The 23,545-nt window shown below is 43.3% G+C and carries 20 protein-coding genes and 1 tRNA gene; 6 read left to right on the forward strand and 15 right to left on the reverse strand.

Annotated features, from left to right (window positions below; translation table 11 throughout):
• Positions 1-97: 97 nt before the first annotated feature.
• Both ACHUFM_RS03175 and ACHUFM_RS03180 read right to left on the reverse strand, forming a co-directional pair.
• Positions 98-799: an O-methyltransferase gene (locus ACHUFM_RS03175; protein WP_394179491.1), complete on the reverse strand. Its 702-nt coding sequence runs from the start codon at positions 797-799 to the stop codon at positions 98-100.
• Positions 789-1,520, reverse strand: a complete 732-nt coding sequence (locus ACHUFM_RS03180; RefSeq protein WP_394179493.1) for a DUF599 domain-containing protein — start codon at positions 1,518-1,520, stop codon at positions 789-791. The genes ACHUFM_RS03175 and ACHUFM_RS03180 overlap by 11 nt, the downstream gene beginning before the upstream one ends.
• Before the next feature lie 184 nt (positions 1,521-1,704).
• On the opposite strand from ACHUFM_RS03180, the gene ACHUFM_RS03185 reads away from it, so the two are divergent.
• Positions 1,705-1,789 (forward strand) — tRNA-Leu (locus tag ACHUFM_RS03185).
• A gap of 84 nt (positions 1,790-1,873) precedes the next feature.
• On the opposite strand, the gene pyrC is transcribed toward ACHUFM_RS03185, so the two are convergent.
• From pyrC to sbcB, 4 genes are all read right to left on the reverse strand, one after another.
• Positions 1,874-2,908, reverse strand: a complete 1,035-nt coding sequence (gene pyrC / locus ACHUFM_RS03190; RefSeq protein ID WP_394179495.1) for a dihydroorotase — start codon at positions 2,906-2,908, stop codon at positions 1,874-1,876.
• Positions 2,909-3,000: 92 nt separating this feature from the next.
• Positions 3,001-4,851 (reverse strand): DEAD/DEAH box helicase, encoded by a 1,851-nt coding sequence (locus ACHUFM_RS03195; RefSeq protein WP_113874659.1) that lies wholly within the window; start codon positions 4,849-4,851, stop codon positions 3,001-3,003.
• A gap of 164 nt (positions 4,852-5,015) precedes the next feature.
• Entirely contained in the window at positions 5,016-6,056 is a 1,041-nt protein-coding gene (locus ACHUFM_RS03200; RefSeq protein ID WP_394179497.1) for an AI-2E family transporter, read from the reverse strand.
• 9 nt (positions 6,057-6,065) lie between these two features.
• On the reverse strand, positions 6,066-7,520 hold the full coding sequence (gene sbcB / locus ACHUFM_RS03205; protein ID WP_394179499.1) for an exodeoxyribonuclease I: 1,455 nt from the start codon (positions 7,518-7,520) through the stop codon (positions 6,066-6,068).
• An 80-nt stretch (positions 7,521-7,600) separates the two neighbouring features.
• Between sbcB and ACHUFM_RS03210 the strand changes: the two genes are divergently transcribed.
• Positions 7,601-8,110 carry a YchJ family protein gene (locus ACHUFM_RS03210; RefSeq protein ID WP_394179501.1) on the forward strand — a complete coding sequence of 170 codons (510 nt, stop codon included), beginning with the start codon at positions 7,601-7,603 and terminating at the stop codon, positions 8,108-8,110.
• A gap of 51 nt (positions 8,111-8,161) precedes the next feature.
• On the opposite strand, the gene ACHUFM_RS03215 is transcribed toward ACHUFM_RS03210, so the two are convergent.
• The 4 genes from ACHUFM_RS03215 to ACHUFM_RS03230 form a co-directional block, all read right to left on the reverse strand.
• Complete coding sequence (locus tag ACHUFM_RS03215) at positions 8,162-9,253, reverse strand: response regulator (protein ID WP_394179503.1); 1,092 nt, start codon at positions 9,251-9,253, stop codon at positions 8,162-8,164.
• The gene (locus ACHUFM_RS03220; RefSeq protein WP_394179505.1) at positions 9,250-11,679 is read right to left on the reverse strand and encodes an ATP-binding protein; all 2,430 of its coding nucleotides are present in this window, start codon (positions 11,677-11,679) and stop codon (positions 9,250-9,252) included. Before ACHUFM_RS03220 ends, ACHUFM_RS03215 begins: the two co-directional genes overlap by 4 nt.
• 7 nt (positions 11,680-11,686) lie before the next feature.
• Positions 11,687-12,202: a putative pterin-binding protein gene (locus ACHUFM_RS03225; protein WP_394179507.1), complete on the reverse strand. Its 516-nt coding sequence runs from the start codon at positions 12,200-12,202 to the stop codon at positions 11,687-11,689.
• A 170-nt stretch (positions 12,203-12,372) separates the two neighbouring features.
• On the reverse strand, positions 12,373-13,272 hold the full coding sequence (locus ACHUFM_RS03230; protein ID WP_394179509.1) for an aldo/keto reductase: 900 nt from the start codon (positions 13,270-13,272) through the stop codon (positions 12,373-12,375).
• Positions 13,273-13,422: 150 nt separating this feature from the next.
• Between ACHUFM_RS03230 and ACHUFM_RS03235 the strand changes: the two genes are divergently transcribed.
• The 3 genes from ACHUFM_RS03235 to ACHUFM_RS03245 are packed head-to-tail and all read left to right on the forward strand — an operon-like array spanning position 13,423 to position 16,210.
• Positions 13,423-14,337, forward strand: a complete 915-nt coding sequence (locus ACHUFM_RS03235) for a heme/hemin ABC transporter substrate-binding protein (protein WP_394179511.1) — start codon at positions 13,423-13,425, stop codon at positions 14,335-14,337.
• The gene (locus ACHUFM_RS03240; RefSeq protein WP_394179513.1) at positions 14,334-15,395 is read left to right on the forward strand and encodes a FecCD family ABC transporter permease; all 1,062 of its coding nucleotides are present in this window, start codon (positions 14,334-14,336) and stop codon (positions 15,393-15,395) included. The genes ACHUFM_RS03235 and ACHUFM_RS03240 overlap by 4 nt, the downstream gene beginning before the upstream one ends.
• Before the next feature lie 20 nt (positions 15,396-15,415).
• Positions 15,416-16,210 carry a heme ABC transporter ATP-binding protein gene (locus ACHUFM_RS03245; RefSeq protein ID WP_394179515.1) on the forward strand — a complete coding sequence of 265 codons (795 nt, stop codon included), beginning with the start codon at positions 15,416-15,418 and terminating at the stop codon, positions 16,208-16,210.
• Positions 16,211-16,322: 112 nt separating this feature from the next.
• Here the strand turns inward: ACHUFM_RS03245 and ACHUFM_RS03250 are convergent, their stop codons facing one another.
• A complete protein-coding gene (locus ACHUFM_RS03250; protein ID WP_394179517.1) occupies positions 16,323-17,396 on the reverse strand; it encodes a hemin-degrading factor in 1,074 nt (357 codons plus the stop codon).
• Between the two features lie 21 nt (positions 17,397-17,417).
• Positions 17,418-19,313 (reverse strand): TonB-dependent receptor plug domain-containing protein, encoded by a 1,896-nt coding sequence (locus ACHUFM_RS03255; RefSeq protein WP_394179519.1) that lies wholly within the window; start codon positions 19,311-19,313, stop codon positions 17,418-17,420.
• Between the two features lie 310 nt (positions 19,314-19,623).
• Here ACHUFM_RS03255 and aroA point away from each other — a divergent pair, with 310 nt between their 5' ends.
• Positions 19,624-20,904: a 3-phosphoshikimate 1-carboxyvinyltransferase gene (gene aroA / locus ACHUFM_RS03260; RefSeq protein ID WP_394179520.1), complete on the forward strand. Its 1,281-nt coding sequence runs from the start codon at positions 19,624-19,626 to the stop codon at positions 20,902-20,904.
• 75 nt (positions 20,905-20,979) lie between these two features.
• Here the strand turns inward: aroA and ACHUFM_RS03265 are convergent, their stop codons facing one another.
• The 3 genes from ACHUFM_RS03265 to ACHUFM_RS03275 all read right to left on the reverse strand — a co-directional run bounded on the left by ACHUFM_RS03265 (position 20,980) and on the right by ACHUFM_RS03275 (position 23,543).
• On the reverse strand, positions 20,980-21,426 hold the full coding sequence (locus ACHUFM_RS03265; protein ID WP_394179522.1) for a hypothetical protein: 447 nt from the start codon (positions 21,424-21,426) through the stop codon (positions 20,980-20,982).
• A gap of 171 nt (positions 21,427-21,597) precedes the next feature.
• Entirely contained in the window at positions 21,598-22,767 is a 1,170-nt protein-coding gene (gene thiH / locus ACHUFM_RS03270; RefSeq protein ID WP_394179524.1) for a 2-iminoacetate synthase ThiH, read from the reverse strand.
• Complete coding sequence (locus ACHUFM_RS03275) at positions 22,764-23,543, reverse strand: thiazole synthase (protein WP_394179526.1); 780 nt, start codon at positions 23,541-23,543, stop codon at positions 22,764-22,766. Before ACHUFM_RS03275 ends, thiH begins: the two co-directional genes overlap by 4 nt.
• Positions 23,544-23,545: the final 2 nt, after the last annotated feature.

Raw genomic sequence — 23,545 nt, forward strand, 5'->3', positions numbered from 1 at the left:
AACATAGATAAAGCCTCTTGAATGGATTTCAAGAGGCTTAGACACAATTTTTTTGTGGAAATTCAAATTGCTAGGACAGATGAAATGAACAGGCTCATTAATTTAATCGCACGATGGTTAAACCATCGCCAATTGGCAACTGTGAAAGTGTGACGGTTGGATCTTGGTGAATGGTATCATTGAGATGGCGAACGATTTGCGTGTCCTTGTCATCAAAACAGTCGTCGGCGACATTACCCCACCACAGAGTATTATCAATCACCATACAGCCACCAGGTCGTAATAATTTTTTGCCCAGGGCGTAGTAATTGAGTAAATTGGCTTTATCCGCATCGATAAACAAGAAGTCATAACTGGCACTTTCTTGTTGCACTTTATCTTGCATGACTTGCAATGCATTCGCACACAGAGTGTTTACCTCTGCCGATAAGTCCGCTTTGGCCAGATATTTGTCAGCAATGTCTAACCACATTTGCTTTTTATCAATGGCTAACATGCTGGCGTTTTCTTCCAAACCACGAGCAATGGAGATAGTGCTGTATCCTGTAAAGACTCCTATTTCCATCACTTTTTGAGGATTTAGTAGGCTTACCAAGAGTGTTAAAAACTGCCCTACTTCTGGAGAAAGCGCCATACGAGCCATATGATATTGTGCGGTTTCGCGGCGTAAATCCTCCAACACTTGAGGTTCACGCACAGAGTGGTCAATCAGATAGTCATACAGTCTATCATCCACTTTTACCGTGCGATTGATTGGACGGTTCTCTTCGGAAACGGGCTTGGGGAAATTAGGCAGCATTTGAGTTCATCACCAATCCTCGGCTTAAGGTTTTGAAGGTTTTTGATCGAAACTCTCGACGATACAACACAGCAACCACCATGACACTAGCCGCCATACAAAAATACGGCCCCAAAAACCAACCACAAAATGCCATCGCAAAATAATAGGCTCTCAAACCGTAATTAAACTGATTGGCCGCCAAACTGCAAATTTGCGCCATATGGTTGGCATACAATTCTCGCTCACTGTCTTCAATGCCTCGCTCTGTTGCCAAAGGTGCGCTGCCTACTAACACAGAGCAAAAATTATACTGTCGAACAGACCAAGTAAAGGTAAAAAAAGCATAGGAGAAAATCACCACTAGCACGATAATTTTCAATTCCCATTCCTGTTGACTCATTGGCGCCAACAAGTAGAAATCCGAGATGATGCCCAAGGCTTTTTCTGAATAATTAAAGGCCGTGAACAAGCCAGCAATGATCAACAAACTGCTGGACGCAAAAAACAAGCTACTGCGTTCAAGGTTTGCCATCACGGACGCATCAGCAATGCGGTTATCTCGCCTTAACAAACGCGACATCCATGCCAAACGAAATTGATGCAATACACTAACCAGACAAGAACGTCGCTTAGAATTGTATTGCGCGTACAAAGCGTACCCCCACCAACAGGCAAAGAACACAAACAAGGTTGTTAGATCTAAAGGATTCAATAACAAGGAAACTGAACGACTTTCCATACAATAAGACTCAACTATAACAATGGCTTAAGCTAGTGTAATTAAAGCATTTTTACAACTTCCTGTGTAAGTTTATAGTCGATATAAATTCACCTTATCGATGAGTATATTTACAAACAAAGCCTGATGAAAAAACTTGCATCCGCTAAAAATATCGGTAATATGCCAGCTCTCTACACGACATGCGGATGTGGTGGAATTGGTAGACACGCTGGATTTAGGTTCCAGTGCTTCACGGCGTGAGAGTTCGAGTCTCTCCATCCGCACCACTCTTAGATATTTCTCTTTTCTTCTAGCACAAAAACCGAACCCATTTCTGAATTCGGCTTTATGCGTTTGTCTGTATAAAGTGCTTAAGCTTTTAGCTTCCAGGACACCTCTTGGCCAGAATAAAAAGGCACAATAGGCTCACCATTCGCTAAGTCGATGCTATCTGGCACTTGCCATTCTTCTTTGATGAGCGTCACTGTGTCGGTATTACGTGGCAGACCGTAAAAATCTGGGCCATGCAAACTAGCAAAACCTTCCAACTTATCCAAGGCACCAAGCTCTTCAAAGACTTGAGTGTAAAGCTCTAACGCTGACCAAGCACTGTAACAACCAGCACAACCACAGGCATTTTCTTTTTTATGACGCGCATGTGGCGCTGAATCCGTTCCAAGGAAGAAACGATTCGAACCCGATGCCACCACCTCACGCAAAGCTTGCTGATGCGTTGAACGCTTTAGCACTGGTAAGCAATAGTTATGCGGACGAACACCGCCCACTAGCATATCGTTTCGGTTCATCATTAAATGTTGCGGAGTAATGGTTGCTGCCACTCCCTCACGAGCAGAGAGCACAAAATCAGCCGCATCCTTTGTAGTGATGTGTTCAAATACCACTTTTAGATTCGGTACGCTCTCAACAATTTTTGTCATGTGCTGATCAATGAACTCTTTTTCACGGTCAAAAATATCAACGTGGTTATGCGTCACTTCACCATGAATCAACAACAACATATCGTTTGCTGCCAGGGCTTCGAAAACAGGGTAGCGAGATTCAACCGATGTAACACCAGAATCTGAGTTAGTGGTGGCGCCAGCAGGGTACATTTTTACGGCCACAACACCCGCTTGCTTCGCTGCTTGAATGTCTTCAACCGTGGTTTTATCCGTCAAATACAAGGTCATCAGAGGCATGAAATCACTGCCTTCTGGACGAGACGCTAAAATACGCTCTTTATACAAGACCGCCATCTCTGCATTAACCACTGGCGGCACTAAATTCGGCATCACAATAGCACGAGAGAAACAACGTGCTGTCGCTGGAACCGTCTCTAATAACATGTCGTCATCACGAAAATGTAAGTGCCAATCGTCTGGTTTAATGATGGTAATTTCGTTCATCTTCTGCCCTTTAAGATAAATAAAAAAATGTACTGTGAAAGTGTATTGCTTAGCCCAAAAAAAAGCCGCTGGTTAGCGGCTTTTTAAATTACTTAACTGTCTTTACGAGGAGCACGTGGACGGCGCTCACCACGGTCACGTCCGCCGTTTGAACGACGACGCTCACGATCACCGTAACCACGACGCTCGCCACCACCAGAACGACGACGTCCAGATGGCGATGCTGCGCGTTTGTTCAACTCGTCAGCATTTTCTAATTTAGCGATGTCAGTACGTTGACCACAGATACGCATTTTGCTCAATTTACCTAACGCACCTGATTCCAAGTTTGAAGGTAAATCAACAGTCGCAAAATCTTCATAGATTTCGATGTGACCAATATAACGGCTTTCAATAGACGCTTCGTTTGCTATCGCACCAACAATGTTACCTGGCTTAACACCAGCACTGTAACCGACTTGAACAACGTAACGTGTCATCGCAGTATTTGGATCATCCTTGAGCGGCATCGCATCAGCCGTTACTGGACGAACTTTACGCTCACGTGGTGCTCGGTCTTCACGACCATCGCGGCTGTCACGACCTTCGCGACGTTCACGACGCTCTTGACGAACTTCCATTTCAGACAACAACAAAGGCGTTTTACCTTGTGCCATATGCGCTAATGCGGCCGCCATTTTAAGAGGATCAACTTCGTTCTCTTTTTGGTAGCTTTGTACAAGCTCCAAGAAGAAATCCAGATTCTCATTATCCATGGTGTCAGTGATACGTTGTTTAAAACGACTCACACGTTGCTCATTGATGTCAGATGCAGTTGGCAAATTCATCTTTTCGATTGGCTGACGCGTAGCACGCTCAATGGCTTGCAACATACGACGCTCACGATGAGCAACAAACAAAATAGCCGTACCAGAACGACCCGCACGACCTGTACGACCAATACGGTGAACGTAAGATTCAGTATCGTATGGGATGTCATAGTTAACAACGTGACTAACACGTTCAACATCCAAACCACGAGCTACCACGTCAGTCGCGACAAGAATGTCGATTTGACCTTTCTTAATACGATCAACGGTACGCTCACGCAAATTCTGACTAATATCACCATTCAATGCTTCACAAGCATGACCACGAGCGGTTAGTTTTTCAGCCAGCTCGACTGTCGCCGCTTTAGTACGAACAAAGATGATCATGCCATCGTGTTCGTTCATCTCAAGAATACGTGTCAAAGCATCTAGCTTATGCAGACCGCTTACTTGCCAATATTTTTGAGAAATGGTGGTCGCTGTTGATGTTTTAGTGACAATTTTTACTTCTTTAGGATTGTTCAGGTGACGGTTAGCCACTTGACGAATCACAGACGGCATTGTCGCCGAGAACAAAGCAATTTGGCGATCTGAAGGCGTTTGCTCCAGAATCCATTCAACATCATCAATGAACCCCATGCGCAGCATTTCGTCGGCTTCATCCAACACAAGTGCTTTTAGAGTATCAAGTTTTAGAGTCTTACGACGGATATGATCCATCACACGACCCGGTGTACCAACGACCACTTGCACGCCACGTCGAAGTTGACGTAGTTGCGAGTCATAAGACATACCGCCATAAATGGGCAATACGTGGAAGTCAGGAATATTACGAGCGTAACTTTGAAATGCTTCAGATACCTGAATAGCAAGTTCACGAGTTGGAGCCAATACAAGTAATTGTGTCGTTTTATCTGTCACGTCAATGCGAGACAAGAGCGGAAGCGCAAATGCTGCCGTCTTACCAGTACCCGTCTGCGCTTGCCCCAAAAGGTCGTGACCTTCTAATAGATATGGAATACTTTGCGCTTGGATAGCAGAGGGTTGCTCGTAACCGAGGTCAGCAACCGCTTTTAGAACAGGGGCAATTAAGCCCAACGAATCAAATGTAGGCTGAATATCAGCATCAGACATGTAAATGTGTACCTTTTTTTGGTGGGAGTAAGGCCTGTAACAATTTACATGCCTCAACGAAACTTCTCAGGGATTTCTCTAGAGGAAAATCTAAGTGCGGTATTATATACAATTAATCTAAAATGCGCTAGCAAGATTTGAAATAATATACCAGTCTTTTGATTTTATTTTTCTACCTCTGATATCCCTTTGTCAGAATCCAACATGATGGCCAACCAACGCATCTTGGGGTTCGCCTCAAATGCCAGTTTTACAATAATAGTCAATGGAATGGATAATAGCATACCTACCGGACCAAAAACCCAACCCCACAAGAGTAAAGATAAGAAAACCACTAAGGTAGACAAGCCTAGTCCCTTACCCATATACCTTGGCTCAATGATATTACCAACAACCAAATTCACAACCACAAAACCAAGTGCCGTTAGACCAGCCGATAGACTGCCCAACTGAACAAACGCTAACAACACAGCGGGGATAGCGGCGATAATAGACCCTATGTTTGGCACAAAATTAAGCAAGAAGGCACACACACCCCAAAGAATTGGAAAATCAATGCCCAATACCCATAACCAAGTGGTAATTAACACTCCCGTTAAGATACTCACCAAGGTTTTAATCACCAAATATCGGTTAACCGAGTTAATAAAGTCTTCAAAACGCCCCATCGACTCTGATGCATCATTTAATGCACGAGACAATTTATGAGGCAACTCAACCGCCTCAAACAAAATGAAGATCACGATCATCACCACCAAAACCAGATTGGTTAAGGCGCTGCCCAAGCCTCGTAACGCATTAGCAACCATCTGCATCAACGAAGACGGATCTATGTAGCCTTTTACCTGATCATAAGACACTTGAATACCAACGTTATTTAACAATTGAATAACGCCGGACATCTCTTCGGCAAAACGCTGCTTATAATTGGGCAACTGACTGGAAAAACTATCGAGTGATGCCCCAACTAATAACGCAATGGAACCTATCCCTATCAAAATCAAGAAAACCACCAGCACAATGGATAGCCAAGTGGGCACTTTACGTTGTCGTAAACTCGACATAGCGGGTGCACAAATGATGGCTATAAACACTGACAACATAAAAGGCACGACAATTTGTGAGGCGGCTTTTAACCCCGCGATAATAATGATAAACGCCGCAAAGCCGACTAACCACTGAATACCTTTATGCTGTTCACTCATTTTTCTGCCTTACATATCCATTGGGTAAATACTTTGTGCATAGTCTGCTAAATCTTGCAGCATGATTTGTTGCTGACTCGACAAATCGGGTGTTTGGGCGATGGCATTTAGACGATCAAAATACTGCGCCATGGTTATGGAGCCACCACCATCTGCCTCTAACAATCGAATTTGACGATATTCTTCCCATTCCTGTCGTTGTTGTTCAGTTAACTGTTCCGGGTAATTACGACCAATGTAACGCGTCAACATTTCAGGTAAACGTCGATCATCAAAGGACAAACTCAACTCCGCTAACTGTGCTGCTGGTGTTGATCGTATGGTGTCCATTCTGGTTTTATCTTCTCGAGAAAAGAAACCACCTGAATACAACATTAAATCTGGATCTTTATCAATCTTACGCTCTTCTTGAATAAACACATCACTTAGCTTGGCAGCCAAACCAGTATGCTGTTTTATCATGGCAAGATTGTGACGACATTTATCGCCATCTAATCCAAGGCGAGTCACGACCTGTTCGTCTTTTAAGAAGGTCGCAGGCGCTACCGCGGGCGCACGATTGTAATGAATCACCTTTAGCGGTAAGCGAGACACCTCGCCAAGTTCATCTTGTCGGGTAAATACACGATGGCGAATCTCTTCTACATTTAACTCTAATAAAGGTTGAGCATCTGCCATTAAATCCCACACAATCACGCCATTTTTGTTTGTTGGATGGGGGGCAATAGGCACCACAAACGCCGCATAATGTCGTGCCTGTCCAAACATGCCAGAAATATGAAGAAAGGGCTTCATACGAACAGGATCAATGAACTGTTGAAGTTCATGCTTTTGGCGCATTTTAAAATAGTACGAAAATAATTTAGGCTGTTTTTCTTGGATCAATTTTGCTATTTCAATGGTGCCGTACACATCAGACAAGGCATCGTGCGCTTGCTCATGAGCAATGTTGTTTGCCTTAGTCAGATCCTCTAACTTCATGGACACCTGACCATCGTCTTTCTTTGGCCAGACAATACCATCTGGTCGCATGGCATAGGTCATACGAACTAAATCAATCATGTCCCAACGGGAACAATTATTTTGCCATTCACGAGCGTATGGGTCGATGAAGTTACGATAAAAACCGTGTCGCACCACTTCGTCATCAAAACGTATGGTGTTATAACCGAGCGCACAAGTTCCAGGAAGGGATAACTCCGCTTCGACTGCCTGCATAAATTCCGCTTCACACAAACCTTCACGATTCGCATCTTGCGGACTAATACCTGTCAATAAACAAGCTTCCGGTTGAGGCAATGTATCTTCTGCCAAACGGCAGTAAAACATAACAGGCTCACCAATAGGATTAAAATTGAGATCGGTTCTAATGCCGGCGAATTGCATAGGACGATCTCTCGCTGGGTCCGTTCCTGTTGTTTCAAAATCAAACCAAAAAAATGACGTTGGGCCCGCTGCAGTCACAAATAATTCCTGTTAGCCGTTAAAGAAAAACCGTATTATACGCATCTTAAAGTGTTTTTGGCGATGAGAGGAGCTGTTCTATGCCAATCCCGGTGAATTGCCCATGTGGAACGGGCAATCCTTACGAAATGTGCTGTGGAATGTACCATAACAACCCAGGTACCGCGCCAACAGCGGAAATTTTAATGCGGTCACGGTATACCGCATTCGCGATTGGCGACTTTGAGTACATTGCGGCTACTCAAAAGCTCAAAGAAGACCCAAAGCAAAATGCGAATGACATAGAAGAAAGCAATCAACACACCCAATGGATTAAACTCGAAATCAACGACACAGAAGAGGGTTTAGAAAAAGACAAAACTGGCATGGTGTCTTTTTCAGCTCATTTCAAAGAAGGGAAACACATAGGGCGCCTCAGTGAACGCTCTCTGTTCAAAAAAGTAAAAGGTCAATGGTTTTACCTTTCTGGTGAGCATGAGGTAGAAAAGAACACGCCTTTGATCAAATCCGATGAAATGAAGATAGGTCGCAATGACCCATGCTCCTGTGGATCTGGTAAAAAATTCAAAAAGTGTTGTGCATTAACTTAGCACCAACCTAATCTTCCCTCTCTTCCACGAACTAAGGTTCTATTAACAGCCTTAGTTCGTTTGCTCTAATTCTCGTAGATACCATTTTTTCTGAATGCTAATCAGCTCGTCTTCGATGGATAAAAATATACGCACCAATTCTGGATCAAAATGAGAGCCTGCCGAACGCTCAATGTGCGCCAACGCTTCCTCAACTGTCCAACTCTTTTTATAGGAGCGTTCCATAGTCAGCGCATCGAAGACATCCGCCATTCCCACGATTCGAGCCGATTGAGGTATGGCCTCCTCTGCCAAACCATAAGGATAACCAGATCCATCCCATTTTTCATGATGACCAAGTGCCGCCTGTGCAGCCAATTGAAATAATGGCGCATTACTTTTACTTAAAATATTAAAACCTGCCACCGTATGCGACTTCATGATCTCCATTTCTTCATCCGTTAGCTTATTAGGCGATTTTAAAATCGAATGAGGTATGGCGACCTTGCCAGTATCGTGCATGGGTGCGGCTAAGCGTAACAACTCCACTTGCGCTTCATCCCAGCCTGCCGCTCTGGCTAACGCCGCACTGTAATCTGCCATTCGCCACATGTGAATACCAGTATCGGAATCATTCAAATGCCCCACTTCCCCCAGCATGGTTACTGCCGATTCAAGAGCTTCATCTAACTGCTGAGTACGGGCAGCAATGATGGCTTTATTTTGCTTATCATTTTCCGATAATTTCAGATGAGTTGACACTCTAGACAAAGTCGTCATGGGTGAAATAGGTTTAGTAATGAAGTCCACAGCCCCTACCCTGAAACCTTCAATTTCATTTTGAGCATCGGTTGCTGCCGTTAAAAAAATCACTGGAATATCTGCCGTTTTCTCTTGGTTTTTCAGCCTGTTACATACTTCAAAACCACTCATCCCAGGCATCATGACATCCAACAAGATTATATCTGGTACACTGGCCGCAATAACGCTCAACGCGGCTTCCCCACTTTTTGCGACCTGAACCTGATAATGCTCTGCCAGAATGTCTTTAAGCAAGTCAATGTTTCTTGGCACATCGTCCACGATCAATACTTTTTTCTTGTCTGTGAGCATATCAATGCCTTCTGCCATCATATTCATTGGCTTTTGTCCGTGTAAACTCATGATAAATATAACCTTTTCAATTCTTTCAAAACCCTGATAGCATCTTGAAAGTCATAGTCCTTAATATAGGACAATACTTGCTGAAGTGTTTCCTGCTGACTTTTGTCTGTCAGCTTAATTATCAGGTCTTCCACTTTGCCCTCAGAAGACACATCCCCCACCTTTAAAAGTTGTTCAATGACTTCGACTTCTGCCAATCTTTCTTTTTGATCAGGCAATTTGAAACCATTTGGAAGGACTGTCTGCTCATGACGAATCGCTTCTTTAGACGTAAGTAACGATATTGTTTTCTTCATTAACATATGATGATCTAGCGGTTTATACATGACATCATCAAATAATGCGCCCACCTTTTCAGCACCGTCAACGTTCACAACGTCTGCGGTTAAACACAAAATAATCGGGGATTTGTCGCCCAATTTACCTCGTATCAACTGAGTGGCTTGATAGCCATCCATAATTGGCATCCGAATATCCATTAAAATCAAATCATAATGAGTCTCTATAGCCTTAGCATAAGCTTGTTCACCATTCTCTGCCCAATCAAGTGTTATCCCCATTTTGTTGTAGATCGCCTTCACTATATTGGCATTCACTACATTATCTTCTGCCAATAGAATGCGTTTATCCTTCATGAAGTGGGACTCTAGAGAGCCACTTTGTAGCGATGCGTCATCACAATCATGAGCAAACAATAAAACCCTGCTCTTATTTTTTAATTCATCAACTTGTTTTGGTGTTACCAAGACCGAACACGATTCAGTGCGCCAAGGCCTATCTTGTTTGCAATAAATTGCCGCCTGGCTCTTCAGTATATGGTACAAATTCGGGTGTTCTTGCTTAGATTGAGAAAAATAGTCGTAACTCACTAAAATAGTACGATCACTTACTCTTTTTGAATGACTGGAAAAATCCTTAACGACCTCAGCAGCCTCACTCAAAAGAATATTTTTCATGCCGCTTTCAAGAAAAAATTCAACCAGATAAGCGTCTTCTTTAAGCAAAACCAATTGAGATGATTTCTGGCGATCAACATCTGCAGGTCGATATGGCAAAACAACTTTAAACAAAGTCCCCGCCCCGTCACCGCTAACATAAGTGAGTGCACCACCAAATAAATCCACTAGTTGACGTGTAATACTTAAGCCTAAGCCAGTACCACCAAACAAACGTGTCGTACTACTGTCCGCTTGCTTAAAGGGTTCGAACACATCCACATTGTTCGCAATACCAACACCAGTATCTTGTACTTCAATAAGCAGATGACCTGCGTCAGCCAACCCTACTCGCAAATCGACTCGCCCTTCATGGGTAAATTTAATGGCGTTACTTAGCAAATTAATCATAATTTGCTGTAGTCGTGTTTGATCACCAATCAAACGATTAGATAACTCAAAATCCCGGCTAACACTAAAATGAAGGTTCTTCTTACCAGCCATCTCTGCATTGACTTGATAAACGTATTCCAAGACGTTATCTAGACTAAACTCTGCTTCTTCTAACTCAACTCCGTCTGACTCCAGTTTTGAAAACTCCAATATGCCATTGATAATATGGAGCAAGGCATCGGCAGAAGTTTGGATTTTTTTTACCCTGTCATGAACCTTATCATCTAACGCCTCTTCTAAAAGTAGATGACTAAAGCCGATAATGGCATTCATTGGGGTTCGAATTTCATGACTCATTGTTGCCATGAACTCTGATTTCACTTTTAGAGCTTCTTCGGCTGACTGAACAGCCAGCCCCAGTTCATCGGTAAGCTCTATGGATTTTAGATAGGATTCCGTCGCAATTCTTAATTGCCTGAACAACATATAGATAATGAACATCACGGTCATCGCCAACACTAAAATCAAACTGGTCAACTTGATGAACAAATCATAAGATGCGGCTCTTCGCTCAACTTTTTCAGCCGATCTTAAAGTAAGCGTATCTAATACGATGGATTCGGTTGCTTTTAGAATGTTATTACTTTCCTTAAGTGCACTTTTTACATCAACCTGTTCACCATCAACAAACAATAGTGAATCCAGATACATTAATTTATTAGAGATAACGTCGGTCACCTGATCAGCACTCGGCAATCGTTGAAACACTTGCTTAAGCTGACCAAACTTCACAATATTTAAGCGACTATATAGAATATCAAAACGATCTCTCGCTTCCTGTAAACGCTCTTCGTTCGGTTGATCTTCCAGCAATTTCAACGCATTTCTTAGCTTTAGTGCTTCTCTGTCCAGTTGATAAGACGCCCACAAAGCATCTTCTTCAACAGCAGACATAATTACTTTTTGCCGCTCGACCAACTCATAAAAAATGCCCGCCGTTACTGCTAAAAATATGACCGCCGCACTCACCAATAAATATATTGATGAACGTTTTTCTGCAACAGAACGCAGCGGTCTTAGTAGCGACAAAGCCTTCATCAGTCAATTACTCGACTAGCATGGCTTTAATTTGCCAAACTGAGCGATTGTGAATGATCTCGTTATTCAGCTCTGGCATGTCGCTGAAAGGATAGAGAACAAACAGCGGACCTTTATCACGAATCGACATAGGCTTTCCGTTCATGTCCATTGCCAATAAAACATCATAGTCAAATGCATCAGAAACCGGCATCTTTGCACTGTAGTCATTTAGAGCAGACACTTTCAAAGTGTCGCCCATGGCGCCAACAACTTGTAAAACGGAACTTAACATTGCTCCCTGATACAAGTCAGAACCTTCCGTCCAAGGAGTGACCGTTTCTACATCAAATACGCCCAAAGACAACAGCATCTCACGATCAAATTCGGCCGTATTATGGTCGGTATTGGTGTGAGTAATTTTCCCTGAAACCGTTAAGATCACCTTGCCAGTTGGCTCTGGTAAGCTGGCCGCTGTAGCAGTGATACTTATAACCGCAGACAAAATGTAAGTGACGCACGCTAGAACTCTGGATGTAGTCATACTCTACCTCATGAATTGAAATTACTAAGCAGTATAAATAAACCAAACCGGCTTTTATCTAGGCGATTACGAAACGCTACGCTTTCTCAACCTAGCAAAACAAAGGGCTATAACACGAGATACAAAAAAGGCCGCTTTTGGCGGCCTTTAATGCATTTAACTACTTGCTTCTACGGCACATCATGACCTTGTGATGCAATAAGGACGCGAAACCAATCGTCGTCACTTAAACGAATCTGACAAGCCTCAACGGCACTTTGTAATCGCTCAATGTTTCCGGATCCCATCACAGGGCAAATACCTGCAGGGTGCCTTAACAACCAAGCGACGACAACTTGGTCGACGGATGCTTCCAACGCTTCAGCCAGTTCGTTTAGTACATTACGCACACGCAAGGTTCGCTCAGTTTGTCCACTAAACAAATCACCACCGGCAAAAGGCGACCAAGCCATTGGGGTAACCGCATGCTGCTGCATATGATCCAAAGTACCATCCTGAAAATGCTGTAAAGCCAGTGGCGATAACTCAACCTGATTAACAATTAACGGGGCATCGGTACGAGACTGCAGTAAATCAAACTGTTGCGGAGTGAAATTAGACACACCAAAATGCTTCACCTTGCCCAAGGTAAACAAGTGATCAAATGCCTGCGCCACTTCATCGGCATCCATCAAAGGGCTTGGGCGATGCAACAACAAAGTATCAATGTATTCACATTGTAGATTGTCCAATGAACGATCCACACTCGCTAAAATGTGCTCACGACGATAGTCGTAACGATGGACTTTTATCTCCGGACGTTGCTCGGAAGGCAATAAAATACTGCATTTAGTGACTATTTCCATCTTGTCACGAAGTTCAGGTTTGCGCTTTAATGCCTCACCAAATAAGCCTTCACACTGATAGTCACCATAAATGTCCGCATGATCAAATGTGGTCACGCCAAGCGCCACACATTGTTCAACAAAAGCCAATGTATCTTGTGCAGACCAACCCCATTCTTGTAAACGCCAAAAACCTTGAGCAATGCGAGATCCCTCAAAACCTAATGGATGATATTGATGTCTCATTCATTTTATCCTTTTATTTGAGTGCGCCCATTCTAAATAAGATACAAAGAAACTCAATCCACAATCACAATAGAGCCAAAGGCAATATAGAATTGACTTTCATTTACAAGTAATTATCATTTGCATTACAATAATTACGTGAGATATTCTATGAAGCGCTTCTCCTCTTACCTTACTGGTTGCTTACTAACCTTGATAATAACACCTCCCCTGCATGCTGCCGAACGCATTGCCGTCGCTGGAGGCTCGATAACTGAAATCATATATCGACTAGGAGAACAAGACAAAATCGTTGGCGTTGACTCCACCAGCACATACCAAGCCGCCGATAAAACGCACCCATTACTGGGCTATGTAAGAAACATTTCGGTAGAAGGCTTACTCTCCTTACAACCAGACTTGTTAATTGGCGAGAGTGATACCGGTCCAAGTAAAGCATTAGAACAAGTTCGTGCAGTTGGCTTAAACACCGTCATCATTGAAGAAGATGACTCAATTGACGCCATAAAAAGCAAAATCCGCACAGTAGGTAGACTATTACAAGTTGAGAACAAAGCAGAACATTTAATTAATGAGATTCAACTGGACATCGACGCTCTTGCCTATGCCAATGACAAACTTAATAAGCAGTCAAAACACAAACCAAAAGTGTTATTCCTACTTACCTTACAAAATGGTGCCCCTATTGCCGCTGGCCAACATACTTCTGCCCACACTACGATCACGGCAGCAGGCGGCAACAATGCACTAGAAAACGAAAAGGGTTGGGTAAAGCTCTCCCCTGAAGCCGCTCTTGAGCTTAACCCAGATGTCATAGTAGTCATGAATCGTCCTGATGCAACGTTAGAGGCTGTCGCTCAATTGGCCCATTTCAAATACACTGAGGCCGTTAAAAATAACGCTGTATACAGCATCGACGGTGGCTATTTATTGGGATTCGGGCCAAGAACACCGCAGGCCATCATTGAATTGGGTACTATGATTCATGGCGTATTTCCTTTGCCAAAAGGCTATCAATTTCGTTATGACAACCAACAGCAGATCAATACCGGACACAGCTCATGACAGACACTCTAACGCTGAGCAGTGAGCGCAGCAAAAAGCAATTCATGGCCAAGCCATTTACACTTGGCCTACTTATATTAAGCGCCATTTTGTCCATCATGATCGGTGCGATGCCACTGTCTTTTAGTCAAATATTTCAAGATCTGCTTAATATCACAGGAGCACAACATTATGCCCTGAGCACGAATGTTTTACTGGAAATTCGCTTACCTCGCACCCTACTGGCCATGGCGGTTGGCGCGGCATTGGGTATCTGCGGTGCCGCCATGCAAGCACTGTTTCGCAACCCTTTAGCTGACCCAGGATTAATAGGCGTTGCAGGAGGCGGAGCATTTGGCGCCGTCGTCATTATTGTACTCGGTAACAGTATGTTCCCAGATGCGATGTCCTATTTTGGCCCATATGCACTACCAATAGGCGCCATGTTAGGTTGCCTTGGCGTCTGCGGCATTATCTATAAACTCAGTAACCAACATGGTCAATTCACTATTATCACCTTATTACTAGCCGGCATTGCTGTGAACGCGATAGTTGGTTCTTTTATTGGCATATTAACGCTAATAAGTACCGATGAAGAATTACGGGAATTAACCTTTTGGACCATGGGGAATCTTGGCGGTAATAATTGGTCACTTACCTTACCAGTACTGCTCTTGATTGGTGTTAGTTTAGTTGGCTTAAGTCGCCTTGCTAGACCTCTTAACTTATACCTCCTTGGCGAAGCTCAGGCACAGCATCTTGGTGTACAGGTGGCGCAACTCAAGAAACAAGTCTTTTTTTTCACCGCCATTGCAATTGGTGCAGCTGTTTCAATTAGTGGCATGATTGGCTTTGTTGGTTTTGTTATTCCTCACCTTGTTCGTATTTTAATTGGCCCAGATCATAAATTTTTACTGCCAACCAGCATGTTGTTGGGCGCCAGTTTTCTTACCCTTACTGACATTATTGCGCGCATTGCCATCTCCCCAGCAGAAGTGCCGATTGGGTTAGTCACCAGTGCTTTAGGTGGCCCTTTCTTCCTTTATGTATTGTATAAGCAAACCCAAAGATTCAATTAATTCTTTTTAGGATATCAATCATGTCTATTATCACACATGACTTATCGATCTCATTCATGGACAAGCCTTGCCTGAAAAATGTCCAACTGACAGCTAAAACCAATCAACTGACCGTTTTAATTGGGCCAAATGGTGCAGGCAAATCCACATTATTAAAAGCTTGCTGTGGCGATTTCGAAGCAGCTTCAAATCAAGTTTCTTTAAATGGCAAAAACATCTCTCAATATTCTGCAGCAGAACTTGCTCAAATAAGAGCCGTCATGACTCAGTCCTATGAGATGGGATTTAGCTTTACCGTATCCGAATTAGTAATAATGGGCTGCTATGCTTTCGAGCATCTCATCTCTCGGCAAGATATGGCAAAGATTGTACGAGATGCCATGAATTATATGTCGATATCACATTTGCATGACCAAAACTTTATGACGCTGTCGGGAGGAGAAAAACAGCGTACGCAGTTAGCCCGAGTATTGGCCCAACTGTGGTTTCCTTATCAACAAGACACCCCTCGTTTTCTACTGCTAGATGAGCCTACCTCCAGCCTTGATATTTATCACCAACATCAAGTTCTATCTCTTGCCAAAACTCTCACCAATAGAAACATAGGAGTGATCGCCGTTGTGCATGACCTATCCCTTGCAGCAAATTTTGCTGATCAACTGGTCCTGCTCAATCATGGTGAAGTGGTCACACAAGGGACTGCGGAAAAAGTATTACAAAGACATCATTTAGATAAGGTTTATGGCGTCAAAGGAGATTTTTTTCATTCATCCCCCAACATTCAGCCCACAGTATTATTGGATGCAATTCAATAATACCATTTGAATTAGAAACACATTTAAATAAAAAAGGGAGTGCTAAATAGCACTCCCTTTTTTGTCCCACCCTGAAATACGTTGACATAAATAGGACTTCTTTATGGCGACATCAGGTATCAAGCGTAGCTTCAGCAATGGCTCGCCAATCTTTGTTTTCCGGGCTTTTTTCTATTCTTTTACCAAAGAATTGCGCCACCTGATTTCCAGTTCCGTCATACAACTCTAATGAAGTAATAATGCCATCAGACGTTGGCTTTCTAATTAACCAACCACGGTTTACACCACTCATAAGTAAATGCAAATTGAACTCTGGGTCAAGGATATTCAGCCAATCTCCCTTCTCAACAATCGAATGAATGACACCAGAGTGAATCTGAATGCCGCCTTTATTCCCTACGAAACACATAATAGGCACTTGCTGATCCGCTACTGTAATCAACACCTCTTTCAATTTCCCTATGTCAAACGGCTGAGCATATTCTTCACCGACCAAATCAAATGCCCGTTCTCGGCTTACTGCATATTTCTTCAGCAAACCAACAAATTGATGGACATCTGTCATATTTGACCAGTCTTGGTATAGAGCCTTTTGATCTATCTCTTGCGCTTCGCTAGCAACGTCTTCTGATCTCTTAACAATGCTCAATCTTACTTGCTGATTTGAATGGCGATATTTTGTGACCAAACTCATATAGGCTTCAACATTACTGCTTTCTTGCAAATACAATTTCTGAATAGCCACACCATTTTCATCATAAAATTGAAGACTAAAACGACTACCGTTAGACAAAGTTTCTTGAACAGCAAAACCATGCTTCCAACGTTTTAGAAATAACCGTAAATCGATACGATTATCAAATGAAATGATTAATCCCATCCCCATTGGCCCGCCAACTTTGACATTTTCATAAACGCCTTTACGTTCATGAACAGCAAAGTCATTACGTAGCAAAATCATGACATAACCCAAACTTGGTAGATCTTTAAGCAAATTGGCAAAATCGTCATTCAGGTAAAGACTCTGCACACCCAACTGCTCATAGACCATTTCTGCTTCAGACATTTCCAACTGAGCCGCAACGTCACGCTGTCTCATATTTGGTTGATCTTGCTTCAATGCGGCATATTTCTCCTGCAAAGAGGCATTATCAATTGATCTGTCAAATAACGTCTTAATAGACATAACAACTCCAGACTTGTTTCGTTAAAAGGTTGAAGTAAGTGACAGTTTGAAAGAGCGTCCGCTTTCCAGATAGCGTTCGGATTCTCGCTCTGGTTGAATCATCACAACCTTATCCGTTAGATTATTAATACCAAATCGCACTCTGGTGTTATCCAATATCTGCTTACTCACGCCCAAATCGGCCACGAAATACCCTTCTAACATCTCTGTATTAGCCTCATTAGTAAACTGGTCACCAACATAACGAGCTTGTGCATCTAGATCAAAACCTGAATATAGATCTTTATGAAGGTAGTTTACTTTGACAAGATGATCCGAACGATCCATTAACGCCTTACCATTAGACTCATTTTCAGTATCAAGATAAGTGTAACTCAAGCTAAGTTTCTGGGTATCTAAATCATTAAATATCGACCAAGTGAACTCTACACCCTGTAAAATAGCCGATTCAATATTTTCATATTGTCTAATTGTAACCCCCGTTGATGACACTACTTCTGTATTGATGAGATCTTCTACATCCGAGCGAAACAAAGTAATGGCACCTTGGGAATGACTCTGCTGGAATGTTACCCCTAACTCAAGCGTGTTCGCCGTTTCAGGTTTAAGATCATCATTCCCTAAATAGCGACTCGGTCCTGCATTCACCACGTAATTAGAAGAGCCTTGACTAATAGAAGGCGCAAGATAACTTTTACCATAGCTAGCTTTTACTCCTAAAACAGGTGTTAGCTGATTAAAGACACTGACTTTAGGGCTAACCTCGCTACCATATTTACTGTGATCATCAAATGCCAAGCCCAATGTAATACTTGCTTTATCCGTCATCTTAAACACATTTTGTGCCGCTAAGGTCGTTGAATCCACCTTGTCTTGAAACGTCGTGGTGTCGTCACGAATGGCTTCTTCCTCGCGATAAGTTAACCCAACACTCAGATAATTTTTTTCATTTAAATAACCTTGCGTATCAAAAGCAAAACTGTCTTCCTTAACGGTCCAATCACGGGTTGCTTCAAGTACATTCGACTCACCAGTCGAATAAGAAACCGTGCTGTCAAAATCGGCTATTTCAGTTAAATACTCGGCGGTAAATATCTTGGTTTCGACGTCAGTCGTGTCATCTTCATCTCCCGAAGCGTCGTATTCCTTACTATTGTCATCAGATTGAAGAGTACTGAGTTCAATACGATCGCCATTATTCAAGTCGATTCCAATCACGGCTTGATAGTTATCAAGGTCTTTAGACGATTGTAAACTGGCCAAATTGTCATCATCTCGAATTTCATCTCTGTCACTGGTTTGTCCAGAAATCAATAAATCAATATTATCTGTTACCGCGCCAGAAGCAGACAAACTTACCCCTTGACTATCTCCACCATTGGCATTGTCCATTACTTCTCCGTAAAGAGAGATTGAGCCAGACCATTCTGCGGTGGATTTTTTGGTAATGATATTAATTACCCCGGCCAAGGCATCAGCACCATAAAGACTGGACGCAGGGCCACGAATAATTTCGATTTTTTCAATATTAGCTAAAGGCACCAACCCATAACGATACGCAGGCTCTCTAGGTACGGAACGGTCAATGTTTGGGATACGTTTACCATTTACCAAAATCAAAACTTGATCCGTACCAAAACCTCTTATTTGAGCGGCTGGCGATGGATTGACATAAGTGGAAACGAGCTGAACACTGGGAGATAAATTGATAACATCAGCTAAATCCGTTGCGCCACTAGACTTAATGTCATCAGCCGTAATGACACTAACGGAGCCAGAATAGTTATTTTGATCAACAGGCGCTTTCGCTGAAATGATCAATGAATCCAAATCCGTTGTCTCATTCGCCAATAAAGTATTTGCTGTAATGAAGCAACCGGAAATTAAAATAGCTAACTTTTTTTTATTAAATTTCATTTTTAAAACCTAAGAAAGTTGAAAGATGATATACAACTTGCACTCCTTGCAACCCTTAAGCTAAATGATAATGATTACTATCATTATTTTCAACAAATTATTTGCACATTTCCCTCAATGTGTCATTTTTATGCAAATGACATCACCTAACATCCTAGGTATACTAGCCCTCATTCAAGACTGACCTCTTATACAGAGCGACGCGACCACTTACAGACGGGATATTTTTGAGCCATACATTGACCCTTTATTTATTTAGCCACTAGGCGCTCATTAACAAAAAACTTAAACCACTGTGATGGATACAAACATGAACTCTATAACTCTTGGCCCACTTTCTAAGGCTGATGGCGAAATCCAAATTCCAGGCTCAAAGAGTCTTTCAAACCGCATTTTGTTACTGGCAACGCTTGCCAAAGGCACCACCAGAATCACTAACCTATTAGACAGTGATGACATTCGTCATATGCTTGAGAGCCTGACTCAATTGGGCGTAAACTACCGCCTAGAAGATCAAGGCACGACTTGTGTATTAGAAGGTTTGGGTGGCCCTATTCAAGCCAATTTCGGTGACTTATTTTTGGGCAATGCTGGCACTGCAATGCGCCCACTAACCGCAGCACTATGCCTTGGCCAAGGTGAATTTCGTTTGCATGGTGAGCCACGCATGCACGAACGTCCGATTGGCGACCTAGTCGATGCCCTGAAAACGCTTGGTGTGGACATTCAATATGAAGGCGAGACGAATTACCCACCGCTGCGCATTAAGGCTAATGGATTAAACGGCGGGGAAGTTGCCATTAAAGGCAACATTTCAAGTCAGTTCTTGACCGCTATTTTAATGAGCGCACCGCTAGCGCAACAGGACCTCACTATTAAGGTCGATGGAGAATTAGTCTCTAAGCCTTACATCGACATCACATTACACGCTATGAAGCAATTTGGTATCGAGGTGGAAAACCAAAATTACCAAGCCTTTATCGTCAAAGGTCAACAAACTTACCAAAGCCCTGGCGAAATCATGGTCGAAGGCGACGCTTCTTCTGCGTCTTATTTTTTAGCGGCAGCGGCGATTGCTGGTGGGAAAATCAAAGTGCATGGCGTTGGTACAGACAGCGTTCAAGGGGATGTAAAGTTCGCCGAAGTACTGGAAAAAATGGGTGCAAAAATCACTTATGGCCCAACCTGGATAGAAGCAGAACGTCAAACGCTAAAAGGCGTAGACCTAGATATGAACCACATCCCAGATGCCGCCATGACAATTGCTACGACAGCACTGTTTGCAGAAGGCACGACTCGCATCCGTAATATTTATAACTGGCGCGTAAAAGAAACAGACCGTTTAAGTGCAATGGCCACAGAGCTTAAAAAGCTTGGTGCTGAAGTGATTGAAGGTGAAGATTTCATTAGTGTCACACCGGTAACAACCTTAAAACACGCGGCAATCGATACCTACAATGATCACCGCATTGCGATGTGCTTCTCATTGGTAGCCTTCTCAGATACCCCTGTGACAATCAATGATCCAGGCTGTACCTCTAAGACCTTCCCAACCTACTTTAAGCTATTCAATCAAGTCACTCAATCGTAACGGTTGACCAGACAGACCAAGCCCCAGTGACCTATGCATTCTTTCATAGGTCACTGGGGCTTTTTTTATAGGGAATTACTTTTGATTCTCAGGCGTGGCTGGCGTTTCCAACATTTTAATCTGCTTCGGTGTCAGTAACTTATACAAAGACGCGCGATTCTCCGCATATGCCATGGTTAACGCCTTAGTTTGCTTAGCGCTTTTATCCGCCAGTGTATCCACTTGCTTCAAATAGCCTTTTGAATTAGGCGTAAGTTGACTCAATGCCACTTGAGTATTGTGGAGCTGTTCTTGAATTTTGCGGATTTTTTGACCATCTCGTTCAAACAATGCTGACACTTTTTCTTCCGCATTACTGTCCAAGCCCAGCTTATCGGCAATGCGTTCCGCCAATTGCTCATGATTAGGCACCGCCATTTTCGCATTTTCAGGTTCTGCAAAGGCTTTCATCGCCACACCAGCAATTATTGCAATGCCCAAACATGTGACAGCAATCCTGCCAGTTTTTTTGTTGGTCAACATACTTTCTCCTCAGTCGTTCTGTTTCGCGATGAAGACATTATGTCTAGAGTTACGTCAAACCGAACCAAAGACCAAGGAGAGAGTGATAAAGCTTGTCAATATGGCGTCAACAAGCTGATAAATGTATCCACCAAGCGAAATAAAACACTCAGTGAATGCACATTTCCCAAATTAGAATCGACTTGTTAAGGCTGGATCCCAATCTTTCCAAACCACCTCTTTTCCTTGCGCGTGAATCATCGCCGCAATGTCAACGACGCTTCTTTCATCACTTATCTCAAACTGCTCCAAAGCGGGCTGAGCTTCTTCGGCATAACCTCCGGGCTGAGTTTTAGACTCAGCACTCATGGTGGTGAAGCCCATTTTTACAGCATGCTGTCTAAAGCTAGGCGATTCACGTGTCGACAAACTCATTTCTAAATCCGCATCAAACAACCGCCAAGCGGCAATCAATTGAACCAGTTGGCGATCGCTGATCACGGATTTAGGTTCGATCCCACCTTCACAAGGACGAATTCTAGGAAAGGCCACACTAAAACGGCTACGCCAATAACGCTTTTGCAAATGGCGTAGGTGATGAGCCATGGCAATGGAGTCAGTGCGCCAGTCCTCTAAGCCCAATAGCACTCCTAATCCTATTTTATGAATCTGCGCCTGACCAATACGATCCGGCGCATCTAAGCGGTAATTAAAATTACTTTTATTGCCTCGCAAATGATGCTCTAGATAGGTTTTACGTCGATAGGTTTCTTGATACACCAAGACCGCATCCAATCCCAATTGATGAAGCCGCTCATAATCCACCTTTTCTAATGGCTGAACTTCCATTGAGAGCTGACTAAAACGGGGCTTTATTCGCGGTAACATGCGCTCAAAATACGGCATAGATACCTTGTTTGTTTCACCTGTGACCAACAGGATATGGTCAAACCCTTTCGCCTTAATCGCGGCCACCTCAGCATCAACTTGGTGCTCATTAAGCGTCAGACGGCGAATAGCGTTCGACATAGAGAAACCACAGTAAGTACATTCATTAGCACAAGTATTCGACAAATACAGCGGCGCAAATAAGCTGATCGTGTTGCCGAAACGCCGCTGAGTGATACGTTCACTTTTGCTCACCATCTCCAGCAAATAAGGTGCTGCAGCGGACGAAATTAACGCGGCAAAATCGTCTACGTCTAACTTATCTTTTGCTAGAGCCCGAATCACATCCTGTTCAGTTTTCATTTGATGACTACGAGTCATGGTTTGCCAGTCCAGACCTTCAAGCACCTGACTGAACTGACCTGCAATAGCTGGACTCTGCTCAACAACACGCAAAACAGACGCCTTACTCATGACAAAGCCCCGATAAACTCAGTCAGTGGGCTAGTGGCATGCGCCGCATCAAACCGCTTCTCCCCTAATCCAGATTCGTACGCTAATCGACCTGCTTCAACCGCCAAACGAAACGCCTTACCCATTTGCTCCGGTTGTTTCGCTACAGCCATCGCGGTATTCACCAAGACTGCATCCGCCCCCATTTCCAAAGCCAAAGAAGCATCCGATGGCGCTCCAATCCCCGCATCCACAATCACTGGTACATTAGCCTGTTCAATAATAATGTCTAAAAAAGGTCGACTCGCCAGCCCCATGTTCGATCCAATTGGCGAGCCTAACGGCATCACACATTGGCAGCCAACCTCTTCCAGACGTTTGCACAAAACAGGGTCTGCATGCACATAAGGCATCACCACAAAGCCTTTTTTTACCAGCGCCTCGGCGGCCGCCAAGGTTTCATTGCCATCCGGCATCAGATAACGTGGGTCTGGATGGATTTCTAATTTCACCCAATTTGTCTGTAACGCCTCTCGAGCCAACTCAGACGCAAAGATGGCTTCTTTTGCATTCCTTGCCCCAGACGTATTGGGCAATAACTTTACCCCCATATTTTGTAAGGGTTTGAGAATATTGTCCGTTTGATGCTGCAAATCCAAACGTCGTAAAGATAGCGTCACCAACTCGGTGCCACTGGCCGACAGAGACTCTGTCATTGCCTCGCCGCTGGCATACTTTCCAGTACCAGCAAACAACCGAGAACCAAACTCATGATCAGCAATAATCAAGGGCTCCATAC

The sequence above is a fragment of the Marinomonas posidonica genome, from assembly GCF_043643765.1.
Lineage (GTDB): Bacteria > Pseudomonadota > Gammaproteobacteria > Pseudomonadales > Marinomonadaceae > Marinomonas > Marinomonas posidonica_A.

What these genes read in the sequence shown, in the direction of transcription:
- ACHUFM_RS03225 (WP_394179507.1), bottom strand. Translation starts at nt 12,202, where the DNA reads ATGACTACATCCAGAGTTCTAGCGTGCGTCACTTACATTTTGTCTGCG.
- ACHUFM_RS03220 (WP_394179505.1), bottom strand. Translation starts at nt 11,679, where the DNA reads ATGAAGGCTTTGTCGCTACTAAGACCGCTGCGTTCTGTTGCAGAAAAA.
- ACHUFM_RS03180 (WP_394179493.1), bottom strand. Translation starts at nt 1,520, where the DNA reads ATGGAAAGTCGTTCAGTTTCCTTGTTATTGAATCCTTTAGATCTAACA.
- aroA (WP_394179520.1), top strand. Translation starts at nt 19,624, where the DNA reads ATGAACTCTATAACTCTTGGCCCACTTTCTAAGGCTGATGGCGAAATC.
- ACHUFM_RS03245 (WP_394179515.1), top strand. Translation starts at nt 15,416, where the DNA reads ATGTCTATTATCACACATGACTTATCGATCTCATTCATGGACAAGCCT.
- ACHUFM_RS03255 (WP_394179519.1), bottom strand. Translation starts at nt 19,313, where the DNA reads ATGAAATTTAATAAAAAAAAGTTAGCTATTTTAATTTCCGGTTGCTTC.
- pyrC (WP_394179495.1), bottom strand. Translation starts at nt 2,908, where the DNA reads ATGAACGAAATTACCATCATTAAACCAGACGATTGGCACTTACATTTT.
- ACHUFM_RS03275 (WP_394179526.1), bottom strand. Translation starts at nt 23,543, where the DNA reads ATGGAGCCCTTGATTATTGCTGATCATGAGTTTGGTTCTCGGTTGTTT.
- ACHUFM_RS03265 (WP_394179522.1), bottom strand. Translation starts at nt 21,426, where the DNA reads ATGTTGACCAACAAAAAAACTGGCAGGATTGCTGTCACATGTTTGGGC.
- ACHUFM_RS03200 (WP_394179497.1), bottom strand. Translation starts at nt 6,056, where the DNA reads ATGAGTGAACAGCATAAAGGTATTCAGTGGTTAGTCGGCTTTGCGGCG.
- ACHUFM_RS03175 (WP_394179491.1), bottom strand. Translation starts at nt 799, where the DNA reads ATGCTGCCTAATTTCCCCAAGCCCGTTTCCGAAGAGAACCGTCCAATC.
- ACHUFM_RS03235 (WP_394179511.1), top strand. Translation starts at nt 13,423, where the DNA reads ATGAAGCGCTTCTCCTCTTACCTTACTGGTTGCTTACTAACCTTGATA.
- ACHUFM_RS03230 (WP_394179509.1), bottom strand. Translation starts at nt 13,272, where the DNA reads ATGAGACATCAATATCATCCATTAGGTTTTGAGGGATCTCGCATTGCT.
- ACHUFM_RS03195 (WP_113874659.1), bottom strand. Translation starts at nt 4,851, where the DNA reads ATGTCTGATGCTGATATTCAGCCTACATTTGATTCGTTGGGCTTAATT.
- ACHUFM_RS03215 (WP_394179503.1), bottom strand. Translation starts at nt 9,253, where the DNA reads ATGAGTTTACACGGACAAAAGCCAATGAATATGATGGCAGAAGGCATT.
- thiH (WP_394179524.1), bottom strand. Translation starts at nt 22,767, where the DNA reads ATGAGTAAGGCGTCTGTTTTGCGTGTTGTTGAGCAGAGTCCAGCTATT.
- ACHUFM_RS03240 (WP_394179513.1), top strand. Translation starts at nt 14,334, where the DNA reads ATGACAGACACTCTAACGCTGAGCAGTGAGCGCAGCAAAAAGCAATTC.
- ACHUFM_RS03250 (WP_394179517.1), bottom strand. Translation starts at nt 17,396, where the DNA reads ATGTCTATTAAGACGTTATTTGACAGATCAATTGATAATGCCTCTTTG.
- ACHUFM_RS03210 (WP_394179501.1), top strand. Translation starts at nt 7,601, where the DNA reads ATGCCAATCCCGGTGAATTGCCCATGTGGAACGGGCAATCCTTACGAA.